Annotated in this window: 26 protein-coding genes; 11 read left to right on the forward strand and 15 right to left on the reverse strand. The window is 64.1% G+C overall.

The window, feature by feature from the left end:
* Positions 1–203 precede the first annotated feature (203 nt).
* Complete coding sequence (locus B5D62_RS13570; protein WP_218191054.1) at positions 204–887, reverse strand: GntR family transcriptional regulator; 684 nt, start codon at positions 885–887, stop codon at positions 204–206.
* Between the two features lie 194 nt (positions 888–1,081).
* Between B5D62_RS13570 and B5D62_RS13575 the strand changes: the two genes are divergently transcribed.
* Positions 1,082–1,564 carry a hypothetical protein gene (locus tag B5D62_RS13575; RefSeq protein WP_085934373.1) on the forward strand — a complete coding sequence of 161 codons (483 nt, stop codon included), beginning with the start codon at positions 1,082–1,084 and terminating at the stop codon, positions 1,562–1,564.
* 13 nt (positions 1,565–1,577) lie between these two features.
* Here B5D62_RS13575 and B5D62_RS13580 read toward each other — a convergent pair whose 3' ends face one another.
* Together B5D62_RS13580 and B5D62_RS13585 are read right to left on the reverse strand one after the other, a co-directional pair.
* A complete protein-coding gene (locus tag B5D62_RS13580; protein ID WP_085934374.1) occupies positions 1,578–2,150 on the reverse strand; it encodes a thermonuclease family protein in 573 nt (190 codons plus the stop codon).
* Between the two features lie 178 nt (positions 2,151–2,328).
* Positions 2,329–2,952: an FMN-binding negative transcriptional regulator gene (locus B5D62_RS13585; RefSeq protein ID WP_085934375.1), complete on the reverse strand. Its 624-nt coding sequence runs from the start codon at positions 2,950–2,952 to the stop codon at positions 2,329–2,331.
* A gap of 90 nt (positions 2,953–3,042) precedes the next feature.
* Here B5D62_RS13585 and B5D62_RS13590 point away from each other — a divergent pair, with 90 nt between their 5' ends.
* The 4 genes from B5D62_RS13590 (at position 3,043) to B5D62_RS13605 (ending at position 6,311) form a co-directional block, all read left to right on the forward strand.
* Complete coding sequence (locus tag B5D62_RS13590) at positions 3,043–3,711, forward strand: dienelactone hydrolase family protein (RefSeq protein ID WP_085934376.1); 669 nt, start codon at positions 3,043–3,045, stop codon at positions 3,709–3,711.
* Positions 3,712–3,795: 84 nt separating this feature from the next.
* Entirely contained in the window at positions 3,796–5,028 is a 1,233-nt protein-coding gene (locus tag B5D62_RS13595) for a CaiB/BaiF CoA transferase family protein (protein WP_085934377.1), read from the forward strand.
* Positions 5,025–5,948: an HpcH/HpaI aldolase/citrate lyase family protein gene (locus B5D62_RS13600; RefSeq protein WP_085934378.1), complete on the forward strand. Its 924-nt coding sequence runs from the start codon at positions 5,025–5,027 to the stop codon at positions 5,946–5,948. The genes B5D62_RS13595 and B5D62_RS13600 overlap by 4 nt, the downstream gene beginning before the upstream one ends.
* A 147-nt stretch (positions 5,949–6,095) precedes the next feature.
* Positions 6,096–6,311, forward strand: coding sequence for a hypothetical protein (locus B5D62_RS13605; RefSeq protein WP_139373868.1), 216 nt, complete (start codon positions 6,096–6,098; stop codon positions 6,309–6,311).
* A gap of 74 nt (positions 6,312–6,385) precedes the next feature.
* On the opposite strand, the gene B5D62_RS13610 is transcribed toward B5D62_RS13605, so the two are convergent.
* The 5 genes from B5D62_RS13610 to B5D62_RS13630 all read right to left on the reverse strand — a co-directional run bounded on the left by B5D62_RS13610 (position 6,386) and on the right by B5D62_RS13630 (position 9,776).
* Complete coding sequence (locus B5D62_RS13610; protein ID WP_085934380.1) at positions 6,386–7,186, reverse strand: cytochrome c1; 801 nt, start codon at positions 7,184–7,186, stop codon at positions 6,386–6,388.
* 4 nt (positions 7,187–7,190) lie between these two features.
* A complete protein-coding gene (locus B5D62_RS13615) occupies positions 7,191–8,426 on the reverse strand; it encodes a cytochrome b (RefSeq protein ID WP_085934381.1) in 1,236 nt (411 codons plus the stop codon).
* Between the two features lie 34 nt (positions 8,427–8,460).
* Positions 8,461–9,027, reverse strand: a complete 567-nt coding sequence (petA, locus tag B5D62_RS13620; protein WP_085934382.1) for a ubiquinol-cytochrome c reductase iron-sulfur subunit — start codon at positions 9,025–9,027, stop codon at positions 8,461–8,463.
* Positions 9,028–9,166: 139 nt separating this feature from the next.
* Positions 9,167–9,448, reverse strand: coding sequence for a hypothetical protein (locus B5D62_RS13625; protein WP_085934383.1), 282 nt, complete (start codon positions 9,446–9,448; stop codon positions 9,167–9,169).
* Positions 9,449–9,536: 88 nt separating this feature from the next.
* Positions 9,537–9,776, reverse strand: coding sequence for a hypothetical protein (locus B5D62_RS13630; RefSeq protein ID WP_085934384.1), 240 nt, complete (start codon positions 9,774–9,776; stop codon positions 9,537–9,539).
* Between the two features lie 153 nt (positions 9,777–9,929).
* On the opposite strand from B5D62_RS13630, the gene B5D62_RS13635 reads away from it, so the two are divergent.
* The 4 genes from B5D62_RS13635 (at position 9,930) to B5D62_RS13650 (ending at position 13,771) form a co-directional block, all read left to right on the forward strand.
* Positions 9,930–10,388, forward strand: a complete 459-nt coding sequence (locus tag B5D62_RS13635; RefSeq protein WP_085934385.1) for a tRNA (cytidine(34)-2'-O)-methyltransferase — start codon at positions 9,930–9,932, stop codon at positions 10,386–10,388.
* A gap of 10 nt (positions 10,389–10,398) precedes the next feature.
* Positions 10,399–11,322: an oxygen-dependent coproporphyrinogen oxidase gene (hemF, locus tag B5D62_RS13640; RefSeq protein ID WP_085934386.1), complete on the forward strand. Its 924-nt coding sequence runs from the start codon at positions 10,399–10,401 to the stop codon at positions 11,320–11,322.
* A gap of 177 nt (positions 11,323–11,499) precedes the next feature.
* A complete protein-coding gene (locus B5D62_RS13645) occupies positions 11,500–12,591 on the forward strand; it encodes an AraC family transcriptional regulator (protein WP_170920926.1) in 1,092 nt (363 codons plus the stop codon).
* A 34-nt stretch (positions 12,592–12,625) separates the two neighbouring features.
* Complete coding sequence (locus B5D62_RS13650) at positions 12,626–13,771, forward strand: acyltransferase family protein (protein ID WP_085934388.1); 1,146 nt, start codon at positions 12,626–12,628, stop codon at positions 13,769–13,771.
* Between the two features lie 49 nt (positions 13,772–13,820).
* Here the strand turns inward: B5D62_RS13650 and B5D62_RS13655 are convergent, their stop codons facing one another.
* Positions 13,821–14,060 carry a hypothetical protein gene (locus B5D62_RS13655; RefSeq protein ID WP_139373869.1) on the reverse strand — a complete coding sequence of 80 codons (240 nt, stop codon included), beginning with the start codon at positions 14,058–14,060 and terminating at the stop codon, positions 13,821–13,823.
* 129 nt (positions 14,061–14,189) lie between these two features.
* Positions 14,190–14,525 carry a YXWGXW repeat-containing protein gene (locus B5D62_RS13660; RefSeq protein ID WP_170920927.1) on the reverse strand — a complete coding sequence of 112 codons (336 nt, stop codon included), beginning with the start codon at positions 14,523–14,525 and terminating at the stop codon, positions 14,190–14,192.
* Positions 14,526–14,740: 215 nt separating this feature from the next.
* Here B5D62_RS13660 and B5D62_RS33375 point away from each other — a divergent pair, with 215 nt between their 5' ends.
* Entirely contained in the window at positions 14,741–14,896 is a 156-nt protein-coding gene (locus B5D62_RS33375) for a hypothetical protein (protein ID WP_170920928.1), read from the forward strand.
* Positions 14,897–15,053: 157 nt separating this feature from the next.
* On the opposite strand, the gene B5D62_RS13665 is transcribed toward B5D62_RS33375, so the two are convergent.
* Together B5D62_RS13665 and B5D62_RS13670 are read right to left on the reverse strand one after the other, a co-directional pair.
* Positions 15,054–16,124, reverse strand: a complete 1,071-nt coding sequence (locus B5D62_RS13665; RefSeq protein ID WP_170920929.1) for an alcohol dehydrogenase catalytic domain-containing protein — start codon at positions 16,122–16,124, stop codon at positions 15,054–15,056.
* A 19-nt stretch (positions 16,125–16,143) separates the two neighbouring features.
* Positions 16,144–16,539, reverse strand: coding sequence for a DUF4267 domain-containing protein (locus tag B5D62_RS13670; protein WP_085934392.1), 396 nt, complete (start codon positions 16,537–16,539; stop codon positions 16,144–16,146).
* Positions 16,540–16,614: 75 nt separating this feature from the next.
* On the opposite strand from B5D62_RS13670, the gene B5D62_RS13675 reads away from it, so the two are divergent.
* Entirely contained in the window at positions 16,615–17,556 is a 942-nt protein-coding gene (locus B5D62_RS13675) for a LysR family transcriptional regulator (protein WP_170920930.1), read from the forward strand.
* Between the two features lie 134 nt (positions 17,557–17,690).
* Here the strand turns inward: B5D62_RS13675 and B5D62_RS13680 are convergent, their stop codons facing one another.
* The 3 genes from B5D62_RS13680 to B5D62_RS13690 are packed head-to-tail and all read right to left on the reverse strand — an operon-like array spanning position 17,691 to position 19,673.
* Entirely contained in the window at positions 17,691–18,431 is a 741-nt protein-coding gene (locus B5D62_RS13680; protein ID WP_085934394.1) for an MBL fold metallo-hydrolase, read from the reverse strand.
* 16 nt (positions 18,432–18,447) lie between these two features.
* Entirely contained in the window at positions 18,448–18,792 is a 345-nt protein-coding gene (locus B5D62_RS13685; RefSeq protein ID WP_085934395.1) for an Mpo1-like protein, read from the reverse strand.
* Positions 18,789–19,673, reverse strand: coding sequence for an ABC transporter permease (locus B5D62_RS13690; protein WP_085934396.1), 885 nt, complete (start codon positions 19,671–19,673; stop codon positions 18,789–18,791). Before B5D62_RS13690 ends, B5D62_RS13685 begins: the two co-directional genes overlap by 4 nt.

Below are 19,673 nucleotides of genomic sequence, written 5' to 3' on the forward strand. Positions count from 1 at the left end.
ACCGCGTGACGCTGTCGAGGGCTGCTTGCACGATTGGTTCCAAAATAAAAATGCAATTAATTCAAATTGTTAACCACGTTCTACATGCAGAGCGGACGGCCAGATGCCCGCGTACGCATCACTCCGCCCTCGATGCAGGCAAACCGATCGACACCGGCGGCAAGAGGATATGGATCGGGGGAGCGGAAGGAGCCCGCACCGGTTCAGGCAGCGCTGCGCCGCGGTGCCTCTTTCAAAGCCTCGACCACAGCGCGGCCGGTATGGATAACGTGGTCGAACAGGAGCTTCCCCGCGTTGACGGTGTCCCTGTCGAGCAGGGCTTGCAGTATGTCGCGATGCTCTGCGACCGATTCCTCCCAGCGACCACTGGCGCCGAACGCCGCGAAACGCGCGCGCTTCGCCCTGGACTGCAGCGAGCCATGGGTCTCGATCAGAACGGGATTGCCGGCTCCTGCAACGATGGCTCGATGAATGTCCGCATTGACGTTCGAATAGGCATCCTTCTGGCCGACCGCGTAATGCTCCTCCATGCGGGCCTGAAGGATGGAGAGGCGTCGCAGAGCGGCGGGTGTGATACGTTCCGCTGCAAGCTCGGCTGCAGCCCGCTCGACGGCGCCGACGGCCTCGAAAAGCTGGACAATCTCGCTCGAAGAGATTGGTCGAACGACGGGGCGTCGATTCGGTCTCAGATCGACGAGGCCTTCCGCCGCCAGTAGCTTTAGGGCTTCGCGCAACGGCGTGCGCGAGACGCCCAGCTGCACGCACAGTTTTGTCTCCGATATCGTGGCTGCCGGCGGCAAATCGCAGCGCACAATCATGCGGCGCAGATGTTCAACGACGCGCCGATCCAATCCTGCCCGACCGACAGAACGCCCGTCGACGATCAATGCAACGCGCTTCGATTCGCGCTTTGCCCCACCCATCGGTTGCCCCCGTCTTCCGGCCGTCATGTCGTCATCGCAAGAGTGGCGCGAGCAAGATTTCGGCCATACACGCCCCACGGGCCATTCCGCGCCCGATTTTCCTGCCGATGACTGCCGCTACCCGATAAGATGTCAAGAAGAAGCGAAGGAGATTGGGAATGGCAAGAACATCCCCGCTGCCGCGATCGTTCCCGGTCGGCCTGTCACTTCTGTTGGTGATCGCCACTCTCCTTTGCGTGCTGCAGATCGCCAACGCGCTGCACGACTCGACGGGCGGTGGCGAGGCGCGCATCAGCGACGCCTATGAAGGCTTCTTCCTCTCTGTCGGCTTGTGGATCGTGCTGGCGATCATGATGCTGGCCGCCGGCATCACCGGAACGATGCCGCGATGGACCGCGCTTCTCGCGGTGATCCTCGTGCCGACGGCAGCGGTGGCGAGCGTCGTTGCCCTGGATATGTGTTCGCGCAACCTGCGCTGGGCCGTCGTGTTTCTCCTCGCCCTGCCGGCCTTGGTGGCCTTCTACGCGTTCTGGGCCAGGTTACCGGCGCTCCATGCGGCCCTGCCGGCGGAGAAGGTCAGCGCCATCATCTGGACGGCGATCTTCCTGCTCTCGATCGTGACCTTCGCTCTGGCGGCCTGATCGGCCGGTCCGACTACTTCTCGCCCAGCCATTCCGGCCACAGGCCCTTGCGGGCCTGGCGCGACAGGCTCTCGAAATGCGCCATCTTCTCGCCGGCATCCTTGTCGGCCGGGGGCGGGTCGGCGAGATCGACGCCGTAGGCGAATCCGTCCTCGACCAGGCGCAAGCCAATGTCATGCGGCTGCGCCTTGCTGCCGGTCGGCCATTCGGCGGTGATCGTGCATTGCGCCACCAGCATGCAGGCGGCATTCCATTTCACCGGCTGGCAGGAGACTCGGTGTTCGCCGGCCGTCAGCATGTCTTCGAGCGCGGCCCGCGCCCGCATGCCCGCCACCGTCTCCTGGTTGGTGAACTTGTTGCGCAGATCCGGCGCCTGGATGCCCCATAGCCTGATCGGCGCCTTCAACCCGATGCCCGCGAGCGTGTTGCCGTCGATGGCGTAAGCCTGGCCTTCCCAGCTCTTGGGCAGCGGCGACTGTGATCCGGCGCAGCTTGGCATGGCCGGCCCTGTCGTCGGATGGGGCTGGGCTGCCGCCGGCAAGGCGAGCATGACCAGCGCCGCGGAAAGAAGAAGAGCACGTCTCATCGGTCGAACTCAGCCGGGGTTTTATGGCGGATTTCCGGCCGAGCCTGCAAACGACCGGACAGCCGAGGTCCGACTGGTCGATCGAGTTGGTGACCGGCCAACGAAGTGCCGGCGTCATCGAGAGGGCGAACCGAGTTCGGCCGACGCCGTTTCCCTCCTCGGCGTCGTCCGCAATGTCCTACGGCAGAACCTTCTTCATCCACAGCGCGGTCGCTTGCGCGTCCTGGCTGTCGCTCGCCTCGAGTCGCGCGATCACGCGATGACGATCCTCGAGGTCGCGATTCTGACTGAGCTTGGCTTTGGCCTCGATCCGCGTCAGCGGCATGCGGAAGGCGACGATGCCCTTGGTCTGTGCTTCGGCATTGCCGGCAGGCAGGCGATCTAGCGTCCAGGCTTCTGGTCCCGTCCCTTCGTAGGCAGCGGCGAGACGGGCCAGCACATCGAGCGCCCCCTTCGTGTCGTCGACGATCTCGGGGCGGCCATAGGCGTGCACGGTCACGTAGTTCCAGGTCGGCACCTTGGGGCCCGGCGCATACCAGGTCGGCGAGACGTAGGCATGCGGGCCCCAGAACATGACCATCGATTCGGCGGCGCCGCCGAACAGCTTCCAGTGCGGGTTGGCCCGAGCCATGTGGCCGATCAAATGTCCGTGCGCGCTGCCGTCATCCTGCCAGAGCAGCGCCAGATGGCTGGCAACGGGTGCGCCGGTATCGCCGGTAGAGATCAACAGCGCCCAGCTATGGGCCTGCATGATCTCCCGACCAGTAGCTTCGGACACCTCAAAGAGTTTGGGGATATACATGGGGCACTTCTCGGGCTCGCCAGGCGAGCGGACGGGTTGAACACCGTGGGATTACCATGTCAGATGCGCCCCGCAACCGGGAGGTTTCTCATGGGTGAAGATATCCGTCTTAAGTCATCGGCCGGTGAAATCGGCGCCTATCTCGCCACGCCGAAAGGCACGCCCAAGGGCGGCATCGTGGTCATCCAGGAGATTTTCGGCGTCAATCATCACATCAAGGCGGTGACCGACAAGTTCGCGGCCGAGGGCTATCTCGCGATCGCCCCGCGCTACTTCGACCATGTGAAGACCGGCGTCGATCTCGGCTACACGCCCGACACGATCGCCGAGGGCCGCAAGTACGTGACCGAACTCGGCTTCGACAAGCCGGTGGCGGACACCGACGCGGCGATTGCCGAACTGAAGAAGCGCGGCGCCGCCAAGGTCGCGGTCACCGGCTTCTGCTGGGGCGGCACCATCACCTGGCTGTCGGCGACGCGGCTCAAGCCGGATGCGGCGATCGCCTATTACGGCGGCGGCATCCATGGCACCAAGAACGAGAAGCCGCAGGTGCCGACCATGATGCATTTCGGCGACAAGGACATGCACATCCCGATGGCGCATGTGAACGAGCTCAGGAAGCTCCATCCCGATGTGCAGATCTTCGACTATCCGGCCGATCATGGCTTCCACTGCGACGAGCGCGGATCCTACGACGCCGCTGCCTCCAAGCAGGCGATGGCGCGCACGCTGGAGTTCGTGAAGAAACACGTGGGTTAAGGTTCATTGGAGCGCGCCACTCCAGTGGCGCCTCTTCTTTTGGTCTCAACACTCTCCTGAGCGCCACTGGAGTGGCGCGCTCCGATGAAGAAGCCAACCCAAAAGTCCTTCACCCCGAACGCGCCCGGCCCGCTCAACGGGATCCGCGTCGTCGACCTGTCCCGCCTCGTGGCCGGCAACGTCCTGACCCTGCAGCTCGCCGATTTCGGCGCCGAGGTGATCAAGGTCGAGCCGCCCGAAGGCGACACGCTGCGTTCGTGGCGGGTCAAGGGCGTCGAGACGGCCTGGAAGGTCTATAGCCGCAACAAGAAGAGCATAGCCCTCGATCTGCGGGCCGATGCCGGCCGCGCCATCGTGCGTCAGCTCGCGGCGTCGGCGGCCATCCTGGTCGAGAGCTTCCGGCCCGGCGTGCTCGAGGATATGGGCCTGTCGCCGGCCGAATTGCATGACCTCAATCCCAAGCTCGTCATCGTGCGCATCTCGGGTTGGGGCCAGGACGGGCGCTATCGCCACAAGCCGGGATTCGGCACGCTGATCGAAGGCTATAGCGGCTTTGCCTCGATGAACGGCTTTGCCGATCGCGAACCGGTGCTGCCGCCGATGTATCTCGCCGACTGCATGGCGGCGTTGAACGGCTACGGCGCGGTGATGGTCGCGTTGCGCGAGGTCGAGATGAATGGCGGCCGCGGCCAGGTGCTGGACCTGCCCTTGTTCGATCCGCTGTTCTCGATGCTTGGCCCGCAGGCGGCAAACCATAAGCTGACCGGCGAGGTGAAGGTGCGGACCGGCAGCCGCTCCACCAATGCAGCGCCCCGCAATGTCTATCAGACGCGCGACGGCCGCTGGGTGTGCCTGTCGGCGTCGACGCAGGGCATGGCCGAGCGGGTGCTGGCGAAGATCGGGCATCCCGAACTGATCAAGGATCCGCGCTTCGCCACCAACATCGAGCGCGTGAAACATGGCGAGGAGCTCGACCGGCTGATCGGTGACTTCATCGCAGCGCGCGATCTCGAAGAGAATCTGGAATATTTCGACCAGGCCGGCGTCACCATCGGCCCGGTCTACGACATCTCGCAGATCGTGCAGGACGACTACGTACTGGAGCGCGAAGCGCTGATCGAGATCCCGGACGAAGAGATGGGCGAACTGCCGACGCACCCGGTCGTGCCGCGCTTCTCCGAAACGCCGGGGACATTGCGCGCGGCAGCGCCCCGAGTCGGCCAGCACAACGAGGCGTTGCTGAAGCCGCTGCTGGGAGACACCGAATACGCCAAGCTGTGCGATGCCGGCGTGATCTCGAAGGGGAGGAAGAAGTGAGCCTCGCAGCCGGCCGTCCGTTCCGCCCCGTCCCGCCCGTATGGCGATCGATCCTCTACGTGCCGGGCAATGTCCCGAAGTTCATCGACAAGGCGCACGAGCGCGGCGCCGACTGCGTCCTGGTCGATCTCGAGGACAGCGTGCCGCTTCCGCAGAAGGCCGAGGCCCGCGCGCTGCTGCCGGAAACGATGGCCAAGGTGGTCCGTGGCGGCGCCGACGTCGCCGTGCGCATCAACCGGCCGCTCCGACTCGCCGTTCCCGATATCGAAGCGGCCGTGCAGCCCGGCCTGTCGGCCCTCTTCATCACCAAGGCCGAGAGCGTGCAGCATCTCGCCCTGCTGGACGAGATCGTGACCGACCTCGAGCGCGAGCGCGGCATGGAACCGGGCAGCGTGGGATTTGCCGGCATGATCGAGCATCCCCGGGCGCTGGCGCAGATCCATGACATCGCCGAGCGGGCACCGCGGCTCGTGGCTCTGATGCTGGGCGGCGAAGACTTCGCGCTGGAGACCGGATCGATTCCGGGCGACGAGACCCTGGAACTCCCCAAACGGCTGGTGGCCTTTGCGGCCCAGGCGCACGGCGTGCCGATGATCGGGATCCTGGGAACCGTGGCCGACTATTCGGATCCGGACGCCTATCGCAAGAGTGCCGAGCGCGCGCGCCGGTTCGGCTTCTCAGGCGGTACCTGTATCCATCCCGGGTTGGTGAAGGCCCTGAACGAAGCCTTCACTCCGACTGCGGAAGACGTCGCTTATGCGCGCAAACTGATCGAAGCCGACCGCCAGGCTGCAGCCCAGGGGCGCGGGTCCTTCTCCGTGGACGGCAAGATGATCGACATTCCGGTGATTGATCGCGCGCGCCGGCTGATTGCGCGCTACGACGCAATCGCACGCAGACGTTCTGCAACGTCAGGTTGACGAGCAGCTATTTCTCACCCGGGTGAGGAAAGCGTTTGCGAATCTGCCCGCAGCCTGTATAGAAGCGCCGGGAAGCTTGGTGCAAATTGTTTTGGGGCACCGTCCGGCGGTGGGTTGTCGGGCGCTGCATTCTTTCCAGGGTGGAGAATGCGTCACCTGCTCGTGGCGGCGGCATTACTGCTGGCCGCGTTGATCGTCACGCTGACTGCGGCGACCATGCTCGAGAACATGGCGGCGGCCCATCGTGATCAGGAGACCGAGCCGTTCGTCCCCGGCGCACCGGCGGTGGAGCCGCCGGTACTCAATCGGCCGGCACCCCCCGAACAATCACGCAGTTTGAGCCTGGTGGTTCGGCGCAGCTGATCCCAAAACAAAACGCGCGGCCTGGGCCGCGCGTTGTTCGACGATAGGTCCCCGCCGCGAACGGGGCAGTACCGTCAGTGCTTGTCGGCCCAGATGGCGCGCTTGGTCGCGTACATCAGCCCGGCCATCACCAGCAGGAACAGGATCACGCGGACGCCGGTACGGTTGCGCGCCTCGAGATGCGGTTCCGAGGCCCAGGCCAGGAAGGTGACCACGTCGGACGCTTCCTGCGGCAGCGTCGCCTTGGTGCCGTCGACATAGGTCACCTTGTTGTCGTCGAGCGGCTGCGGCATCGCGATGCGATGGCCGAGGAAGTACAGATTGAAATTGTCGTCCTTGGAGACGTTGAATTCCTTGATCTGCTCGGGCGTCAGCTTGTCGTACGGCACGTAGCCGGTGAGGATGCCGTAGACGTAGTTCGGACCGCCCTCGCGCGCCTTGACGATGACGCTGAGATCCGGCGGCGCCTTGCCGCCGTTCGCGGCCGCGGCGGCGGCCTCGTTCGGGAACGGCTTCTTGAAATGGTCGGACGGGCGGCCGGGCCGCTCGATCGGCTGGCCATCGTCGTTGATGTCCGGAACCTGGACGTCGGCGGCGATCGCCTTGACCTGATCCTCGGTCAGGCCGAGCTCGGTCAGGTTGCGATAGTAGAGCAGATCCAGCGAATGGCAGGCCGAGCAGACTTCCTTATAGACCTGGAAGCCGCGCTGCGCGGCCGCGCGGTCGTAGGTGCCGAACGGACCCTTGAAGCTCCAATCGTGCTGGGGCAGTGCCGGCATGTCTTCGGCCGCGGTGGCGACCGTCCCGACGACAGAGAGGGCAAGCGCCGCCGCGCCGGCAAGGATCAGTCGTTGCGTGGAAAGCTTGATGGACATGGGCTCAACCCGCCTTCTTCTTGAGCACCGCTTCGGCGATGCTGGACGGCAACGGCAGGGGCCGTTCGATCTTGCCCAGGACCGGCAGCAGGATGAGGAAGTGGAAGAAATAATAGACCGTGGCCAGGCGTGCGGCCGGCACGTACCAGCCCTCCGGCGGATGCGCGCCGCAGATGCCGAGCACGATCACGTCGGCGACCAGCAGCAGCACGAACCACTTGTAGATCGGCCGGAAGCTGCAGGAGCGCACCCGCGAGGTATCGAGCCACGGCAGCACGAACAGCACCGCGATCGCGCCGAACATGCAGAGCACGCCGCCGAGCTTGTCGGGGATGGCGCGCAGGATGGCGTAGAACGGCAGGAAGTACCATTCCGGCACGATCTCGTTCGGCGTCACCATCGGGTTGGCCGGGATGTAGTTCGCCACGTCGCCCAGCGAGTTGGGCATGAAGAAGACGAACGCGGCATACACGATCAGGAAGCAGACGACTCCGAAGCCGTCCTTCATCGTGTAGTAGGGGTGGAACGGCACGGTGTCCTGCGGCCCCTTGGGGTCGATGCCGAGCGGATTGTTCGAGCCGTGCACGTGCAGCGCCACGACATGCAGCGCCACAACCGCCACGATGATGAACGGCAGCAGGTAATGCAGCGCGAAGAAACGGTTCAGCGTCGGATTATCGACCGCAAACCCACCCCACAGCCACGTCACGATCGAATCGCCCACGACCGGAATGGCCGAGAACAAATTCGTAATAACCGTCGCGCCCCAAAATGACATCTGTCCCCAGGGGAGGACATAGCCCATGAAGGCGGTGGCCATCATCAGGAGGAGGATGACGACACCCAGCATCCACAGAAGTTCGCGCGGGGCTTTGTAGGAGCCGTAGTAGAGGCCGCGGAAGATATGGATGTAGACGGCGATGAAGAAGAACGACGCGCCGTTCATGTGCAGGTAGCGGATCAGCCAGCCCGACGGCACGTCGCGCATGATGCGCTCGACCGAGGCGAAGGCGAGCTCGGCGTTGGGCTGGTAGTTGGTCGCCAGCACCACGCCGGTGGCGATCATCAGCACCAGCATCACCGTCGCGATGGCGCCGAAGTTCCAGAAGTAGTTGAAATTCCGCGGCGTCGGGAAGGTGTGATATTCCTTCTCGATATACGAGAAGATCGGCAGCCGGTGATCGATCCAGGCAATCACCTTGTTGTTGAAGACCGGCGGGGCGCCGTGTGACGAGGCCATTCTGCTTAGCTCCAGTGGCGTTCAGGGGCGGCGATCAGCCGATGCGGACCAGGGTATCGGTCGTGAACAAGTAGCCGGGAACCGCGAGGTTCTTCGGCGCGGGGCCTTTGCGGATCCGGCCCGACGTATCGTATTGCGATCCATGGCAGGGGCAGAACCAGCCGCCGTATTCGCCGCGCGGATCGCCGGGCTTGTTGCCGAGCGGCACGCAGCCGAGATGCGTGCACACGCCGACCACGATCAGCCATTCCGGCCGCACCTTCTTGGCGAGATCGGTGACACGCGCATTGTCGGTTTCGGGATCCGGCAGCTCGGACAGCTTCACGTCCTCCGCTTCCGTGATCTCTTCCTTGGTGCGGTGGCGGATGAAGACCGGCTTGCCGCGCCACTTCACCGTGATCGCCTGGCCGACCGCGATCGCCTTCACATCCACCTCGATGCTCGACAGCGCCAGCGTATCGGCAGCGGGATTGAGATTGTTGATGAACGGCCACGCCACCGCGATCGCGCCGACCGCGCCCATGGCGCCCGTCGCAACCATCAGAAAGTCGCGCCGGGTGGGATCACCGTGGGCGCCGGCCGGAATGCTGCTTGAAGCCATAGCTTGTTACATCCCTCGAGGAGTTAAGGCTTATAGACGAGAAAGCGCTTTTTGTTTCAAGGCTCTGTTGGTCGCAGGTGCGAATGATTCCACGCTGTGACAGCGTGCCGCATGCCGCTTTGAGGTCACCATGCAGCGTTCAGGCGGCTGGAGCCGAAGCGCGAAAATAACCGCCCTCTTTTCCCGCCGGTCGATCCGGCGTGTCGCCGGCGACGGCCTTGCCCGCCGTCGATCGTCGAGGGCGGCGCTGCCGGCGTCCGCCGGCCTTGGCTTCCAGGAGGTCTGCATCCCGCTCCAGCGTCTTGGCATATCCCAACAGGCGTCGGCGCTCCGTCTTGAGCTCTTCCGCCAACCCTCTCACCTTCGCCGCCATCTTGCGCATGGCGGCCGCGTGCTTGAGAAGTTCCCCGGACCAAGACATCGCCCACCCCCTTGAAGCCCACGCCTCATACAGAGTGGCGAGGCGACGGAACAGGGGTATTCATCCGCGATCCGCAAAAAGGCGGCGGTCAAGCCGGAGTGGGGGCGTCCGTCTCGACCGCTTCCTCGTCGGCAGTGCGTTGCGAAGCGGCGCGCTTTCTGGTTCCGCCAGCCCTTGTCTCGAGCGCCTCGGCATCGCGATCGAGCTCCTTGGCGTAACGCAGCAACTGCCGTCTTTCGTTCGACAGTTCCTCCGCCATCCTTCTCACCTCGCCGGCCATCTTGCGCATGGCCTTGGCATGGCTGAGTAGTTCTCCCGCCCAGGACATTGCCTGTTCCCTCCTGCCGTTCTGGACCCCGCGCCAATTCAAGCAGGACCGTGCAGGTAACGCCAGTCGGCCGCCGCGACACGCCGTCCATTCTTTCCAATCCTGCAGAAAGTTGCTCTGACGCCCCGGCACGGACAGCGATAGTAAGGAACGATGCTTCTCACTCTCTATGAACCGGACATCCCGCAGAATCTCGGCGCCTTCATCCGGCTGTCGGCCTGTCTCGCCGTCCCGCTGCACATCATCGAGCCGTGCGGCTTCCCCCTCGACGACAAGCGCATTCGACGCGCCTCGATGGACTATTACGACCTCGCCCACATCGTCCGGCATGCGTCATGGGACAGCTTTCGGCGCGACCGGCCGGCCGGTCGCCTGGTCCTGCTGACGACACAGGCCGCGCAAACCTTCCCCGATGTCGTCTTTCGGCGCGACGATATCCTGCTGCTGGGCCGCGAAAGCGCCGGCGTGCCCCAGGCCGTGCACGACGCCGCCGACCTCCGACTGCGCATTCCACTGCAGCGCGGCGCGCGTTCGCTGAATGTCGCCCTGGCCGCCACAATGGTATTGAGCGAGAGCCTGCGGCAAACCGGCGGCTTCGCCACCCTGACCTGAGGGACGTGACATGACTCTGCCCACTCGCCATGCCACCGGCCCGCAAGGGCCCTCCCCGCTGCCGCCGGAAAAAACCGTGGCCGAGCGCAAGGATCAGGCTCGCGCCTGGTTCGAGCATCTGCGCGACCGGATCTGCAGCGAGTTCGAACACATCGAGGACGAGCTCACCGGCACGCATCGCGACCTGCCGCGCGGACGCTTCGCCCGCACGGAATGGCAGCGCGAGCGCGGCCCCAACGGCGAGGAGCGCGGCGGCGGAGTCATTTCCATCATGCGCGGCCGCGTGTTCGAAAAGGTCGGCGTGAACGTCTCGTCCGTCTTCGGCGAATTCAGCCCCGAATTCCGCAAGCAAATTCCCGGCGCCGCCGAGGATCCGCGCTTCTTCGCGACCGGCATCTCCCTGGTGGCGCATATGCGCTCGCCGCGCGTGCCCGCCACGCACATGAACACGCGCTTCATCGTCACCACCCGCGCCTGGTTCGGCGGCGGCGCCGATCTCACGCCGATGACTCCGAACGACGCCGACACGCGCGACTTCCACGCCGCCTTGAAGGGCGCCTGCGATGCGCACGACACGACCTGCTATCCGCGCTTCAAGGATTGGTGCGACGAATATTTCTTCCTGCCGCATCGCGGCGAACCGCGCGGCGTGGGCGGAATCTTCTACGACTATCTCGATTCAGGTGATTTCGGCCGGGACTTCGCGTTCACCCGGTCAGTCGGCGAAGCCTTCCTTGCCGTCTACCCCAAGCTCGTGCGACGCCACATGAACGAGCCCTGGACCGCCGCCGAGCGCGAGCATCAGCTCGTGCGCCGCGGACGCTATGTCGAGTTCAACCTGCTGCACGATCGCGGCACGCGGTTCGGTCTCATGACCGGCGGCAATGTCGAGGCGATTCTGATGTCGCTGCCGCCCGAGGTGAAGTGGCCGTAGCGACCTGGACGGTCTTGGCCTGACACAAGGGCGTCATTCAACCGGCTTGTCGGAAGCAGGCCGACGGTTCCCATGGCCAAAGGTGATCGGACTTAAGACAGCCGAATCTTCCTGAAGCTTCTCTTCGACTTGCCTGCGCGCGCGGTCCGGGTCAGAAAAGGCATGGGAGATTCGCGAATGCTGCTCGAAACCGGGCTCCGAGGTGGCGCATTTGCGCTAATCGGCATACTTGCGATCATTGGCCTTCCTGGCTCGCTCCGATCACCGATCGGCCGAGTCACATTGCTGCTCGACCTTTGTGTACTCGCGTTTCTGATCGAAACGGCGCCTGGACTCCATGAAGGGCTCGCTTGGTGGATTATCCCGGCGCGGATCCTCAGCAACTCAATTGCCGGCGTGTTTGTCGCGTGGGCCGAGACGGTCTTTGGTGATGCCGCCCGACCAACGCGATGGCGGTGGGCCGTCTTCATTGCGTTGCTGCCGCTCGCAACCGTTGCAACCTTATCCGGCGCGAGCCGGGCATGGAACGCAACGCATGCCGCGACGCTGATCGTGGCGATCTGCGAGACCGCTCGCGTGCTTGCCGGACGCAAGGCAGATCTGGTCGAGGGACGACGGCGCCTGAGGGTCGTTTTCGCTTGTGCTGTAGGTCTCGTCATTCTGACAACAACGGTGCTGGATGCTGCCGGCGTCCGCTGGTTGCCTGGCCTCTTGGCGATACTTGGCGTGGCTGTGGCCGCGGCTCTACTGCGTCTGCGCGCCGTCTTTCCCGAGCCGACACTTGCTGCAGCGCCGATGGTGCCAGCGACACCGACGCCTCCCGCGCCTGGAACGGAAATGAGCGCCGACGAGCGCCAGCTGGCCGAGCGGCTGCGGCAGGCCATGGAGCGGGACCGCGTCTATCGCGACATGAATCTTTCGATAGATCGACTGGCCGAGCGGCTGGGTACCCCCGAGTATCGGCTCCGGCGGCTGATCAACCAACGGCTGGGCCACCGGAACTTCAACGATTTCGTCAACCAGCACAGACTGAACGAAGCGCGGATAGCGTTATCCGATCCCGCCCAGGCGCGTGTCCCAGTGCTCACCATCGCCCTTGACGCAGGTTGGGGCTCCATCGGTCCCTTCAACCGTGCCTTCAAGGCCCAGACCGGGCAAACCCCCACTGAGTTCCGCCGCCGGGCGCTGGCCGATTCCGAAATCGGCCATACTTCGCGGGATTCGGTCACCACGGACGCGGCTTCCGGCAAGACGCCGACCTCGGCCTAAGGTCTCATCCGGGCGCAACCGGGAGGATAGCGCCATGACCGTTGGGCGGCCGAACCATCGCCTTTTCTATATAGACAACCTGCGCTGGTCGGCGATCAACATGGTCGTCATCATGCACGCGGCCGTGACCTACTCTCCGTTCGGCGCCTGGTACTATCGTGAGCATCCCGAGCTGAACCTCGATGCGAAGATCGCCTTCGCCGCCTACCAATCGTTTCAGCATGCGGTAGCGATGGGATTGCTCTTCGGCATCGCCGGCTACTTCGCGGCAGGCGCTGTCGCACGGAAGGGTACGGAAGGCTTCATCCACGAACGGCTGAAGAGGCTGGGCCTGCCGCTGCTGCTCTATATGACAGTGATCGGCCCGTTGACCGAGTATTTCGTAGCAGGATCATGGCAGTCGAAACCGCCGCGCCCGTTCCTCCAAGACTGGTGGTTGCACCTCCGCTCGGGGGAACTTCTCAGCGAATCGGGCCCCCTCTGGTTCTGCCTCGTGCTTCTCCTCTTCTCCGCAGCCTATGCGGGGCTGTGTCGCGTGCGCCCCACCCGACTGGCGCCGCGTCCCCCTCCTTCCGTCGCCATGGTGTTGGGCTACGCCGGCCTGATCGCCATCGTGACATTCACGGTCGGCGTCGCCTTTCCGAACGCGGGGACTGTTCTGAACGTCGATGTGCACGACTTTCCGCAATACCCCCTCATGTATGCGGCTGGGATCACCGCGTGGAAGGCAGACTGGTTGCGTCAGATTCCGTCTCACGTGGGCAGAAGATGGTTGTGGGCTGGCATTGCGGCCGGCGGAGCGCTGTGGGCTCTGCTGGTCGCCGCGGGAGGGGCGCTGACCGGAGATTTGTCCGCCTATGGCAGCGGCTGGCATTGGCAGGCGGCTGGCATCGACACTTGGCGCTCGTTCACCTGTCTCACTCTGTCGTTGGGATTGATTATCCTCTACCGCGACTGCTTCAACGCCCAAGGTCCGGTTTCTCGCTTCCTCACCCGCAATGCGTTTGGCGTCTACGTCTTGCACGCGCCAATCCTGATCGCGATTACGCGCCTCCTACATATCTTGCCAGCTTCCATCGGTGTTAAATTTGCTCTGGCAAGCATATGCGGTGTAGCGATCAGCTTTCTCTTTGTTGGCCTGGTCGCTCGGCGGATGCCTGGTTTGCGGGCGGTGCTCTGAGGTACCGTATGACCTTACCAAGAGGTCAGCTACCGCTTCGATCCGATCGCTAACGCCGCGGTCCACCGAAGATCCAGCCGAGGGCGATCGCGCTTCCGAGAACGGCCAACGGTACGCCGACCAGCAGGGCCGCCAGATCGATGGCCTGGGCGAACGTCCACGAACGGCCGCCCAGCTCGTCATCGATCTCCAGATCGCGATGATCCTTGAAGTGCCGAAGGGCGAAGACGATCCAGATCGTCGACAGGAGAAGCCAGAGGAGAAGGAGTCGACGTCTGTTGTTCGTCACGCCTGAACTCCCGCCGACGCCGACGGGGCGGTCGTGCCGAACCGATCGCCACAGAGCAAAGAGAGAATGGCGCTCGCCGGAACTCTCCTTGTTGTCCTCCTGCAAGCGCCAGGCGGCGTGCTCTCGGCGCTAACCACGAACCCAATGCCCGGGGTCGTGGCGCCATCCGTCGTGATCGTGATGCCAGCGGTCCGACTCCCAGCGATAGCCCGGCCGTTCGGCCAGCCATCGGCCCGGCCTCCAGACGTGGCGCCCTTCCTGCCAGGCCCAGTAACCCGGCGCCCAGACATAGCCTGGCCGGGCGGCCGGCACGGGTTCCGGCATGGGGGCTGGCGGCGGCGTGCCGATCGCGATGCCGACATTCAGGCTGGCCTGCGCCAGAGCCGGCGGCGCGGTCGGGAGAGCGACCAGTTCCAGGGCGACGAGGAGGATGGCGGAGATCACCGGACCGCTACGCTGCAACATGACTGATTCCTTTCGTTGCATGCGGAGCTACGAGCGGGCGCGACCCGCCATCCCCGGGCGCTATCGGGGCGTTCCGGCGCGAATGCCTCGCACAGCCTGTGCGACGACTACACGAATTATTGAAGAAAGTGACACGATCCAGGCACGCTCATAGGTGGTACTTCGTATTATGAGCACCTGCCCCTTCGCAGGTGCCATTCGAAGGATGTTCCGCCATGGTTACGCGGCTTCTTCTATTCAATGCGCTGATCATGTTCGCGGCGGCGATGAGTCTTCTGTTCTTCGTGGACGAGGAAGACCGATCCGTCTCGTCCAAGGATCACAACGCGCTGGACCACATTACCTTCACGGCCTACCCGTCGGATTTGTGACGCAGGCCGCGAGGAGCGCTGGATTCGCGCGACCGCAAAGGAGTATCCGGCGGCGCGCCTCGAACACATTCCCGTGAGGCCGAGCCTCCTGCATGGCCGGATGCGAGCCGTGAGCGCTTGTTCGTCCGGACGTATCCCAGGGAACGATGTTGTATAATTAGTCTAATGGTCTTTCGGCGCCGATTTGCCCGAGTTTCCTACCTGGCGTCGTCCCGAACGAGCGGACTGCCGCGACATAGAGTTCGCGGCTTGACCATGCTGCCGGGGCCTCCTCCCACGACACTTCCAACGTCGGCACGCGATCGGCGCGGAAGCCGCAATTGGCCCAAGCCGACAGGACGCCGTCGTGGCTGTGACGGCAATCGGGCCGGCCGATCGTCCAGTGGACACCGCGATGATAGAGAACACGAGTATCAAACGTCGGTTGCTCCAACATGCTTGGCGTCACGCTGACCACATCGCCCCCCGGGGCAGCGAGGTCGAACGCCTTCATCAGGGCGCTAGCCGTTGCGTTGGCCACGACCACGACGTCGTATGCCCCTGCCTCCGACTCGAAATCGGTTGCCACCTCAGCGCCATAGCTGGCCGCAATCGCCGTCCGCCGCGGGTCGCGATCGATATACCTTACAGTCGCAGCGCCCAAGGCAACGGCCAATCCGGCTGAATAGATGCCGATGATCTGCGCATCTCCACCGAGAACAGCGACGCGCGCCTCGGGATGGCGCGCCAGGCGAGGCGCGACCGCGCGCCATGCGTCCGCCGCCATGTCGGCGAGACCGATCAGGCTCGATGGATCGGCATGAGCGGGCACCGGCGTCAGCATCGCATCGGCGAAGGGAACGCGAACAATGTCGGCAAGACCGCCGCCATACCCTCCCTCTCGGCCCATACCGTAGGATGCCGCAAATGGAACCGCGCTGCATCGTCCGGTAAAGCCGCGCCGGCAGTTGCCGCAGACGCCGCAGGAGATTTGGGCAGGCACGAACACGCTTTGACCTGGCCGCAAGCGCTTCACCTTATCGCCGACCGACAAGATCTCTCCGATGATCTCGTGTCCGATGGGCGCGCCCGCAAGCATCGGCATCCGGCCGCGGACAAAGGCGACGTCGAGATCGCAGCGCCCGACCACGACCGGCCGTACCAGCGCCTCGAGATCGCCTTGTAGACAAGGGTCGGGAGCCTCGCGCCACTCTACGAGACCGGGCTTCACAAACACCGCGTGCCGCATGGATCTTCCCTTTCTGCAATCAGCGCAGCAGAAAGCCGCCAAGGGCGGCGAGCACCAGCGCAATGACGGCAGGCCTCGCAATGGACAAGCCAAAGCCCAAGTGTCGTGAGACGACATAGGCATCGATGAGGGCAATGACCGCGGCGCAGAGGAAAAAGATGCCGACGCTGCGCCTTTGGTCGAGCGCAATCGCCAGCAGGGCGAAAAGACCGAGGCCTATGTTTCGAGCGCCGAAGGCCTGAACGTAGGCGAGCCCATTACCTTCCGTGAGAGGTATCCCGAACCCGGATGCCGCCGTCGCAGGCGCCATGACGGCCCGTACGCCGATTGCAAAGAGCGCCCCCAGCACGATCACTGAAAGCCAGGGCAGCGGCGAGGTCCAAGACAACTCCCGCGCAACAACGTCAGTCGACATCCGATCACCCTTTCGTGCTTCGTTCGAAAGTTTCGACCGGACGATCCTATGGCTTCGCTCCGAGCGGAATGGAGTATGATGAAAAACAGATTTTCATGGTTGAAAAGCATGTTCTGGGATGATCTTCACTGCTTCGTCGCCGTCGCGAACGCCGGAACCCTCAGCGGCGGTGCGAAGCGCCTTGGCATGAGCACCGCGACAATCGGCCGGCGGATCAATTCATTGGAATCGGTTCTGGGCATACGGCTCGTCGACAAGTCGCCGACAGGCGTTCAATTGACGAACAACGGAACGAAAATCCTGACCCTGGCGAATGCCGGTGCACGCCAGATCGACGAGGTCCAGCGCATTGCCGCGTCGTTGCGGATGGCGGATTGGCCGGAGCCCATACGGATATCGGCCACCGAACCGATCGTGTCCGGCATCCTGGCGCCGCAGATAGCGCAATTGTTCCGCATGGATCCCACGGTCCGAGTCGATCTCAGGTCGGCGACCGAGAATGCCCGCCTCATCAGTCGCGAAGCCGACCTGGCGATTCGACTGTCCCAGCCCAAAGGGGACAGCCTCGTTGCCCGAAGATTGGCCACGCTGACAATGAGCCTCTACGCAGCAAGAGGCTATCTTCGAGGCCGCAATCCCCGCGCTATCGACCTCTCCGAAGAACGGCTCGTTGCCTTCAATGAAAGTTACGGTGAAATACCGGAAATCAAATGGATCTCGGATATGGGCCTCGAGAGTCGGGTCGTCTTCACCACATCGAGTACGGGAGCCCTTATCGAGGCCGTCAGGGCTGGAGTTGGGATCGGCTTGCTCCCAGATATGTTCACGCGCGAATTCGAGGATATCGAACGGGTGACGCTCCGGCTATTGTTGCCGACGCGAACCCCTTGGCTGCTCGTTCATCGGGATTTGCGGGCCGTCAAGCAGTTGCGCACAGTGCGGCGATGGATTGTGCAAGCATTTGAGGGCGCCCAAGGCGAGGACCGCAAACCCCGGCATGCGACGACGAGACCATGACCGCTTGTCGCCTGACGGTGGATCGCTCGACTGGAGCAGCACTATACCGCGTCGGGGATTGGGCCCGACTCCATCAGCAGGACGTCGCCGCGGTCGCATACTTGCCCGGCGCGGCGTCGTGAGCGGCGAATGCTCTAGAGTGCGACAGTCAGGCCGTCATACGCGCACTCCTCGGACGCCTGGTCGAGATTCGCCAGCATCTCCGGACTGAGATGGGTCAGCACCATGCGCTTGGGCGAAAGCTCGGCTCTGTGCTGGAGAATATCGATGTGGTTCATGTGGAACCGGATCTGCGTGTCGTAGAAGTAGCTTTCGCAGATGAACAGGTCGGCATCCTGCGCGAGTGCGGGCACGTCCTCGGTCCAGGCACTGTCGCCTGTGTAGGCCACCACCTTGCCGTTCACTTCCACCCTGACGGAGGCCGGGTTGGTGGCGTCGGTATGAGCGGCCGGAAAGCTCGTCACCGTCAGCGGGCCATGCCGGAAGGGCTGGCGGAAGCCGCTATCGAGGTACGTCAGCTCGAACTGTGGCGCGCGCTTGTGCATGCCCGGCAGCAGCGCTTCTCCCATGGCCATGATACGCGCCTGCGTGTCCCTCGGTCCGATGATGGTGAGCGGCGTGCGTCGGCGGGCACCGAGGGCAGCATCGAGCAACAGGAACGGCACACCGCCGCAATGATCGCCATGGAAGTGCGTGAGGATGACGGCATCGATGGTGTTCGGATCGACCCCGAGCTTCTTCAGGGCGATCAGGCTCGAGGCGCCGAAATCGATGGTGAAGCGCAGGCCGGGCGTGTCCACCAGGAAGCAGGTATTGAACCGACCGCCGGAGCCGAAGGCGTCGCCGCAGCCGGCGAATGTGACCGTTGTCGTCATGGTTGTCCGTCCGCACTTACGAGTGCGCAGCGGCGGACGCCTGTTGCCGGGTACGGTGCAGCTCCGTGCTCAGCCTGCCCACCAGCCAGTAGGCGAACATGCGCAGATCGCTGACGAACGACCAGATGGGATAGGCCCAAGTCGCCGGTCGATTGCCCTCGATGACGAAATGCGCGACCCAGGCCGGCAGGTAGAACAGCGCAAAGGCCGGAACGAGCAGCCAGGCATTCAGCGTGACCGCGGCGGCGATGGCGAAGCCGATGAAGCTCGCCGCGCCGACATAATGGATCGCGCGAGTCGTGGCATGGCGATGCTGGTCAAGATAGTAGGGCCAGAATTCGCGATAGGTCTGGATCTTCATCTGCTGCCTCCGGGTTCGAGGATCGGGGATTGAGTCAAGAGAGCGGCCGGCTCGGGCCTGGTGCGTGACGTTGCCCGCTTGCCGCCGAATCCGAGCAGCAGCTCGAGCAGCAGCAGCGCCGGCAACAGACAGACGGTGAACAGGACCGTCGCACCGGCGGCGAGACGTTGATCGAGATTGAGGAAGGTATCGACCAGCACGACACCGATCGGGCGATAGTGCGCTGAGCCGAGGAACAGGCTGCTGCCCGTCTCCGAAAAGGAAAGGACGAAGGACGTGGCGGCGCCCGTCGCCGCCGAACGCCAGACGTTGGGAAGGACGACCAGCATCAGCCGCTGCAATGGCGAGGCGCCGAGTGTACGGCCAGCCGTATCGAGGGTCGCGACATCGAGCACGGACAGCGCGGCCACGATCGGCCACATGGCGAAAGGCAGCGTCTGGGCGACGTGGGCAATCAGCAGGATGATCCATCCGGCCTGCAGGACCGGATAGGCCAGCATCAATCCCATGGCCAGCAGGAGCGGCGGAAGGACGACGGGCAGGACGGCCATCTCCGTCAGGAGCCGTCCCAGTCGATTGTCGCGGGACTTGCAGGCATAGGCCAGCGGCACCGCAATCGCCGTGGTGATGACGGCGGTGGCCAAGGCGAGCGCCCAGCTGAAGACGATCGACTCCCGCACGATCTCGAACGATTCGACGATGCCGGAAATGGAGAAGCCGGCGAGGCCGCGACTGTCCCAACTTCGCGTGAAGGCACCGACGAAGAGAAAGACGAGTGGGGCCACGAGCAGGAGAGGCGCCGACCAGACCACGATCGGCTCGATCAGGGCCCAGGCCGAGAGGACGATACCCTTGCGTATCGGGTGCGGGGTGCGCGCCAT

The sequence above is a fragment of the Enhydrobacter aerosaccus genome (assembly GCF_900167455.1).
Taxonomy (GTDB): Bacteria; Pseudomonadota; Alphaproteobacteria; order Reyranellales; family Reyranellaceae; genus Reyranella; species Reyranella aerosaccus.

Coding starts and splice junctions, on each gene's coding strand:
- B5D62_RS13665 (WP_170920929.1), bottom strand. CDS start 16,124: ATGCGGCACGCGGTGTTTGTGAAGCCCGGTCTCGTAGAGTGGCGCGAG.
- B5D62_RS13680 (WP_085934394.1), bottom strand. CDS start 18,431: ATGACGACAACGGTCACATTCGCCGGCTGCGGCGACGCCTTCGGCTCC.
- B5D62_RS13660 (WP_170920927.1), bottom strand. CDS start 14,525: ATGTTGCAGCGTAGCGGTCCGGTGATCTCCGCCATCCTCCTCGTCGCC.
- B5D62_RS13625 (WP_085934383.1), bottom strand. CDS start 9,448: ATGTCTTGGTCCGGGGAACTTCTCAAGCACGCGGCCGCCATGCGCAAG.
- B5D62_RS13585 (WP_085934375.1), bottom strand. CDS start 2,952: ATGTATATCCCCAAACTCTTTGAGGTGTCCGAAGCTACTGGTCGGGAG.
- B5D62_RS13605 (WP_139373868.1), top strand. CDS start 6,096: ATGCGTCACCTGCTCGTGGCGGCGGCATTACTGCTGGCCGCGTTGATC.
- B5D62_RS13690 (WP_085934396.1), bottom strand. CDS start 19,673: ATGGCGCGCACCCCGCACCCGATACGCAAGGGTATCGTCCTCTCGGCC.
- petA (WP_085934382.1), bottom strand. CDS start 9,027: ATGGCTTCAAGCAGCATTCCGGCCGGCGCCCACGGTGATCCCACCCGG.
- B5D62_RS13645 (WP_170920926.1), top strand. CDS start 11,500: ATGCTGCTCGAAACCGGGCTCCGAGGTGGCGCATTTGCGCTAATCGGC.
- B5D62_RS13610 (WP_085934380.1), bottom strand. CDS start 7,186: ATGTCCATCAAGCTTTCCACGCAACGACTGATCCTTGCCGGCGCGGCG.
- hemF (WP_085934386.1), top strand. CDS start 10,399: ATGACTCTGCCCACTCGCCATGCCACCGGCCCGCAAGGGCCCTCCCCG.
- B5D62_RS33375 (WP_170920928.1), top strand. CDS start 14,741: ATGGTTACGCGGCTTCTTCTATTCAATGCGCTGATCATGTTCGCGGCG.
- B5D62_RS13685 (WP_085934395.1), bottom strand. CDS start 18,792: ATGAAGATCCAGACCTATCGCGAATTCTGGCCCTACTATCTTGACCAG.
- B5D62_RS13590 (WP_085934376.1), top strand. CDS start 3,043: ATGGGTGAAGATATCCGTCTTAAGTCATCGGCCGGTGAAATCGGCGCC.
- B5D62_RS13675 (WP_170920930.1), top strand. CDS start 16,615: ATGATGAAAAACAGATTTTCATGGTTGAAAAGCATGTTCTGGGATGAT.
- B5D62_RS13630 (WP_085934384.1), bottom strand. CDS start 9,776: ATGTCCTGGGCGGGAGAACTACTCAGCCATGCCAAGGCCATGCGCAAG.
- B5D62_RS13595 (WP_085934377.1), top strand. CDS start 3,796: ATGAAGAAGCCAACCCAAAAGTCCTTCACCCCGAACGCGCCCGGCCCG.
- B5D62_RS13580 (WP_085934374.1), bottom strand. CDS start 2,150: ATGAGACGTGCTCTTCTTCTTTCCGCGGCGCTGGTCATGCTCGCCTTG.
- B5D62_RS13615 (WP_085934381.1), bottom strand. CDS start 8,426: ATGGCCTCGTCACACGGCGCCCCGCCGGTCTTCAACAACAAGGTGATT.
- B5D62_RS13650 (WP_085934388.1), top strand. CDS start 12,626: ATGACCGTTGGGCGGCCGAACCATCGCCTTTTCTATATAGACAACCTG.
- B5D62_RS13635 (WP_085934385.1), top strand. CDS start 9,930: ATGCTTCTCACTCTCTATGAACCGGACATCCCGCAGAATCTCGGCGCC.
- B5D62_RS13670 (WP_085934392.1), bottom strand. CDS start 16,539: ATGTCGACTGACGTTGTTGCGCGGGAGTTGTCTTGGACCTCGCCGCTG.
- B5D62_RS13575 (WP_085934373.1), top strand. CDS start 1,082: ATGGCAAGAACATCCCCGCTGCCGCGATCGTTCCCGGTCGGCCTGTCA.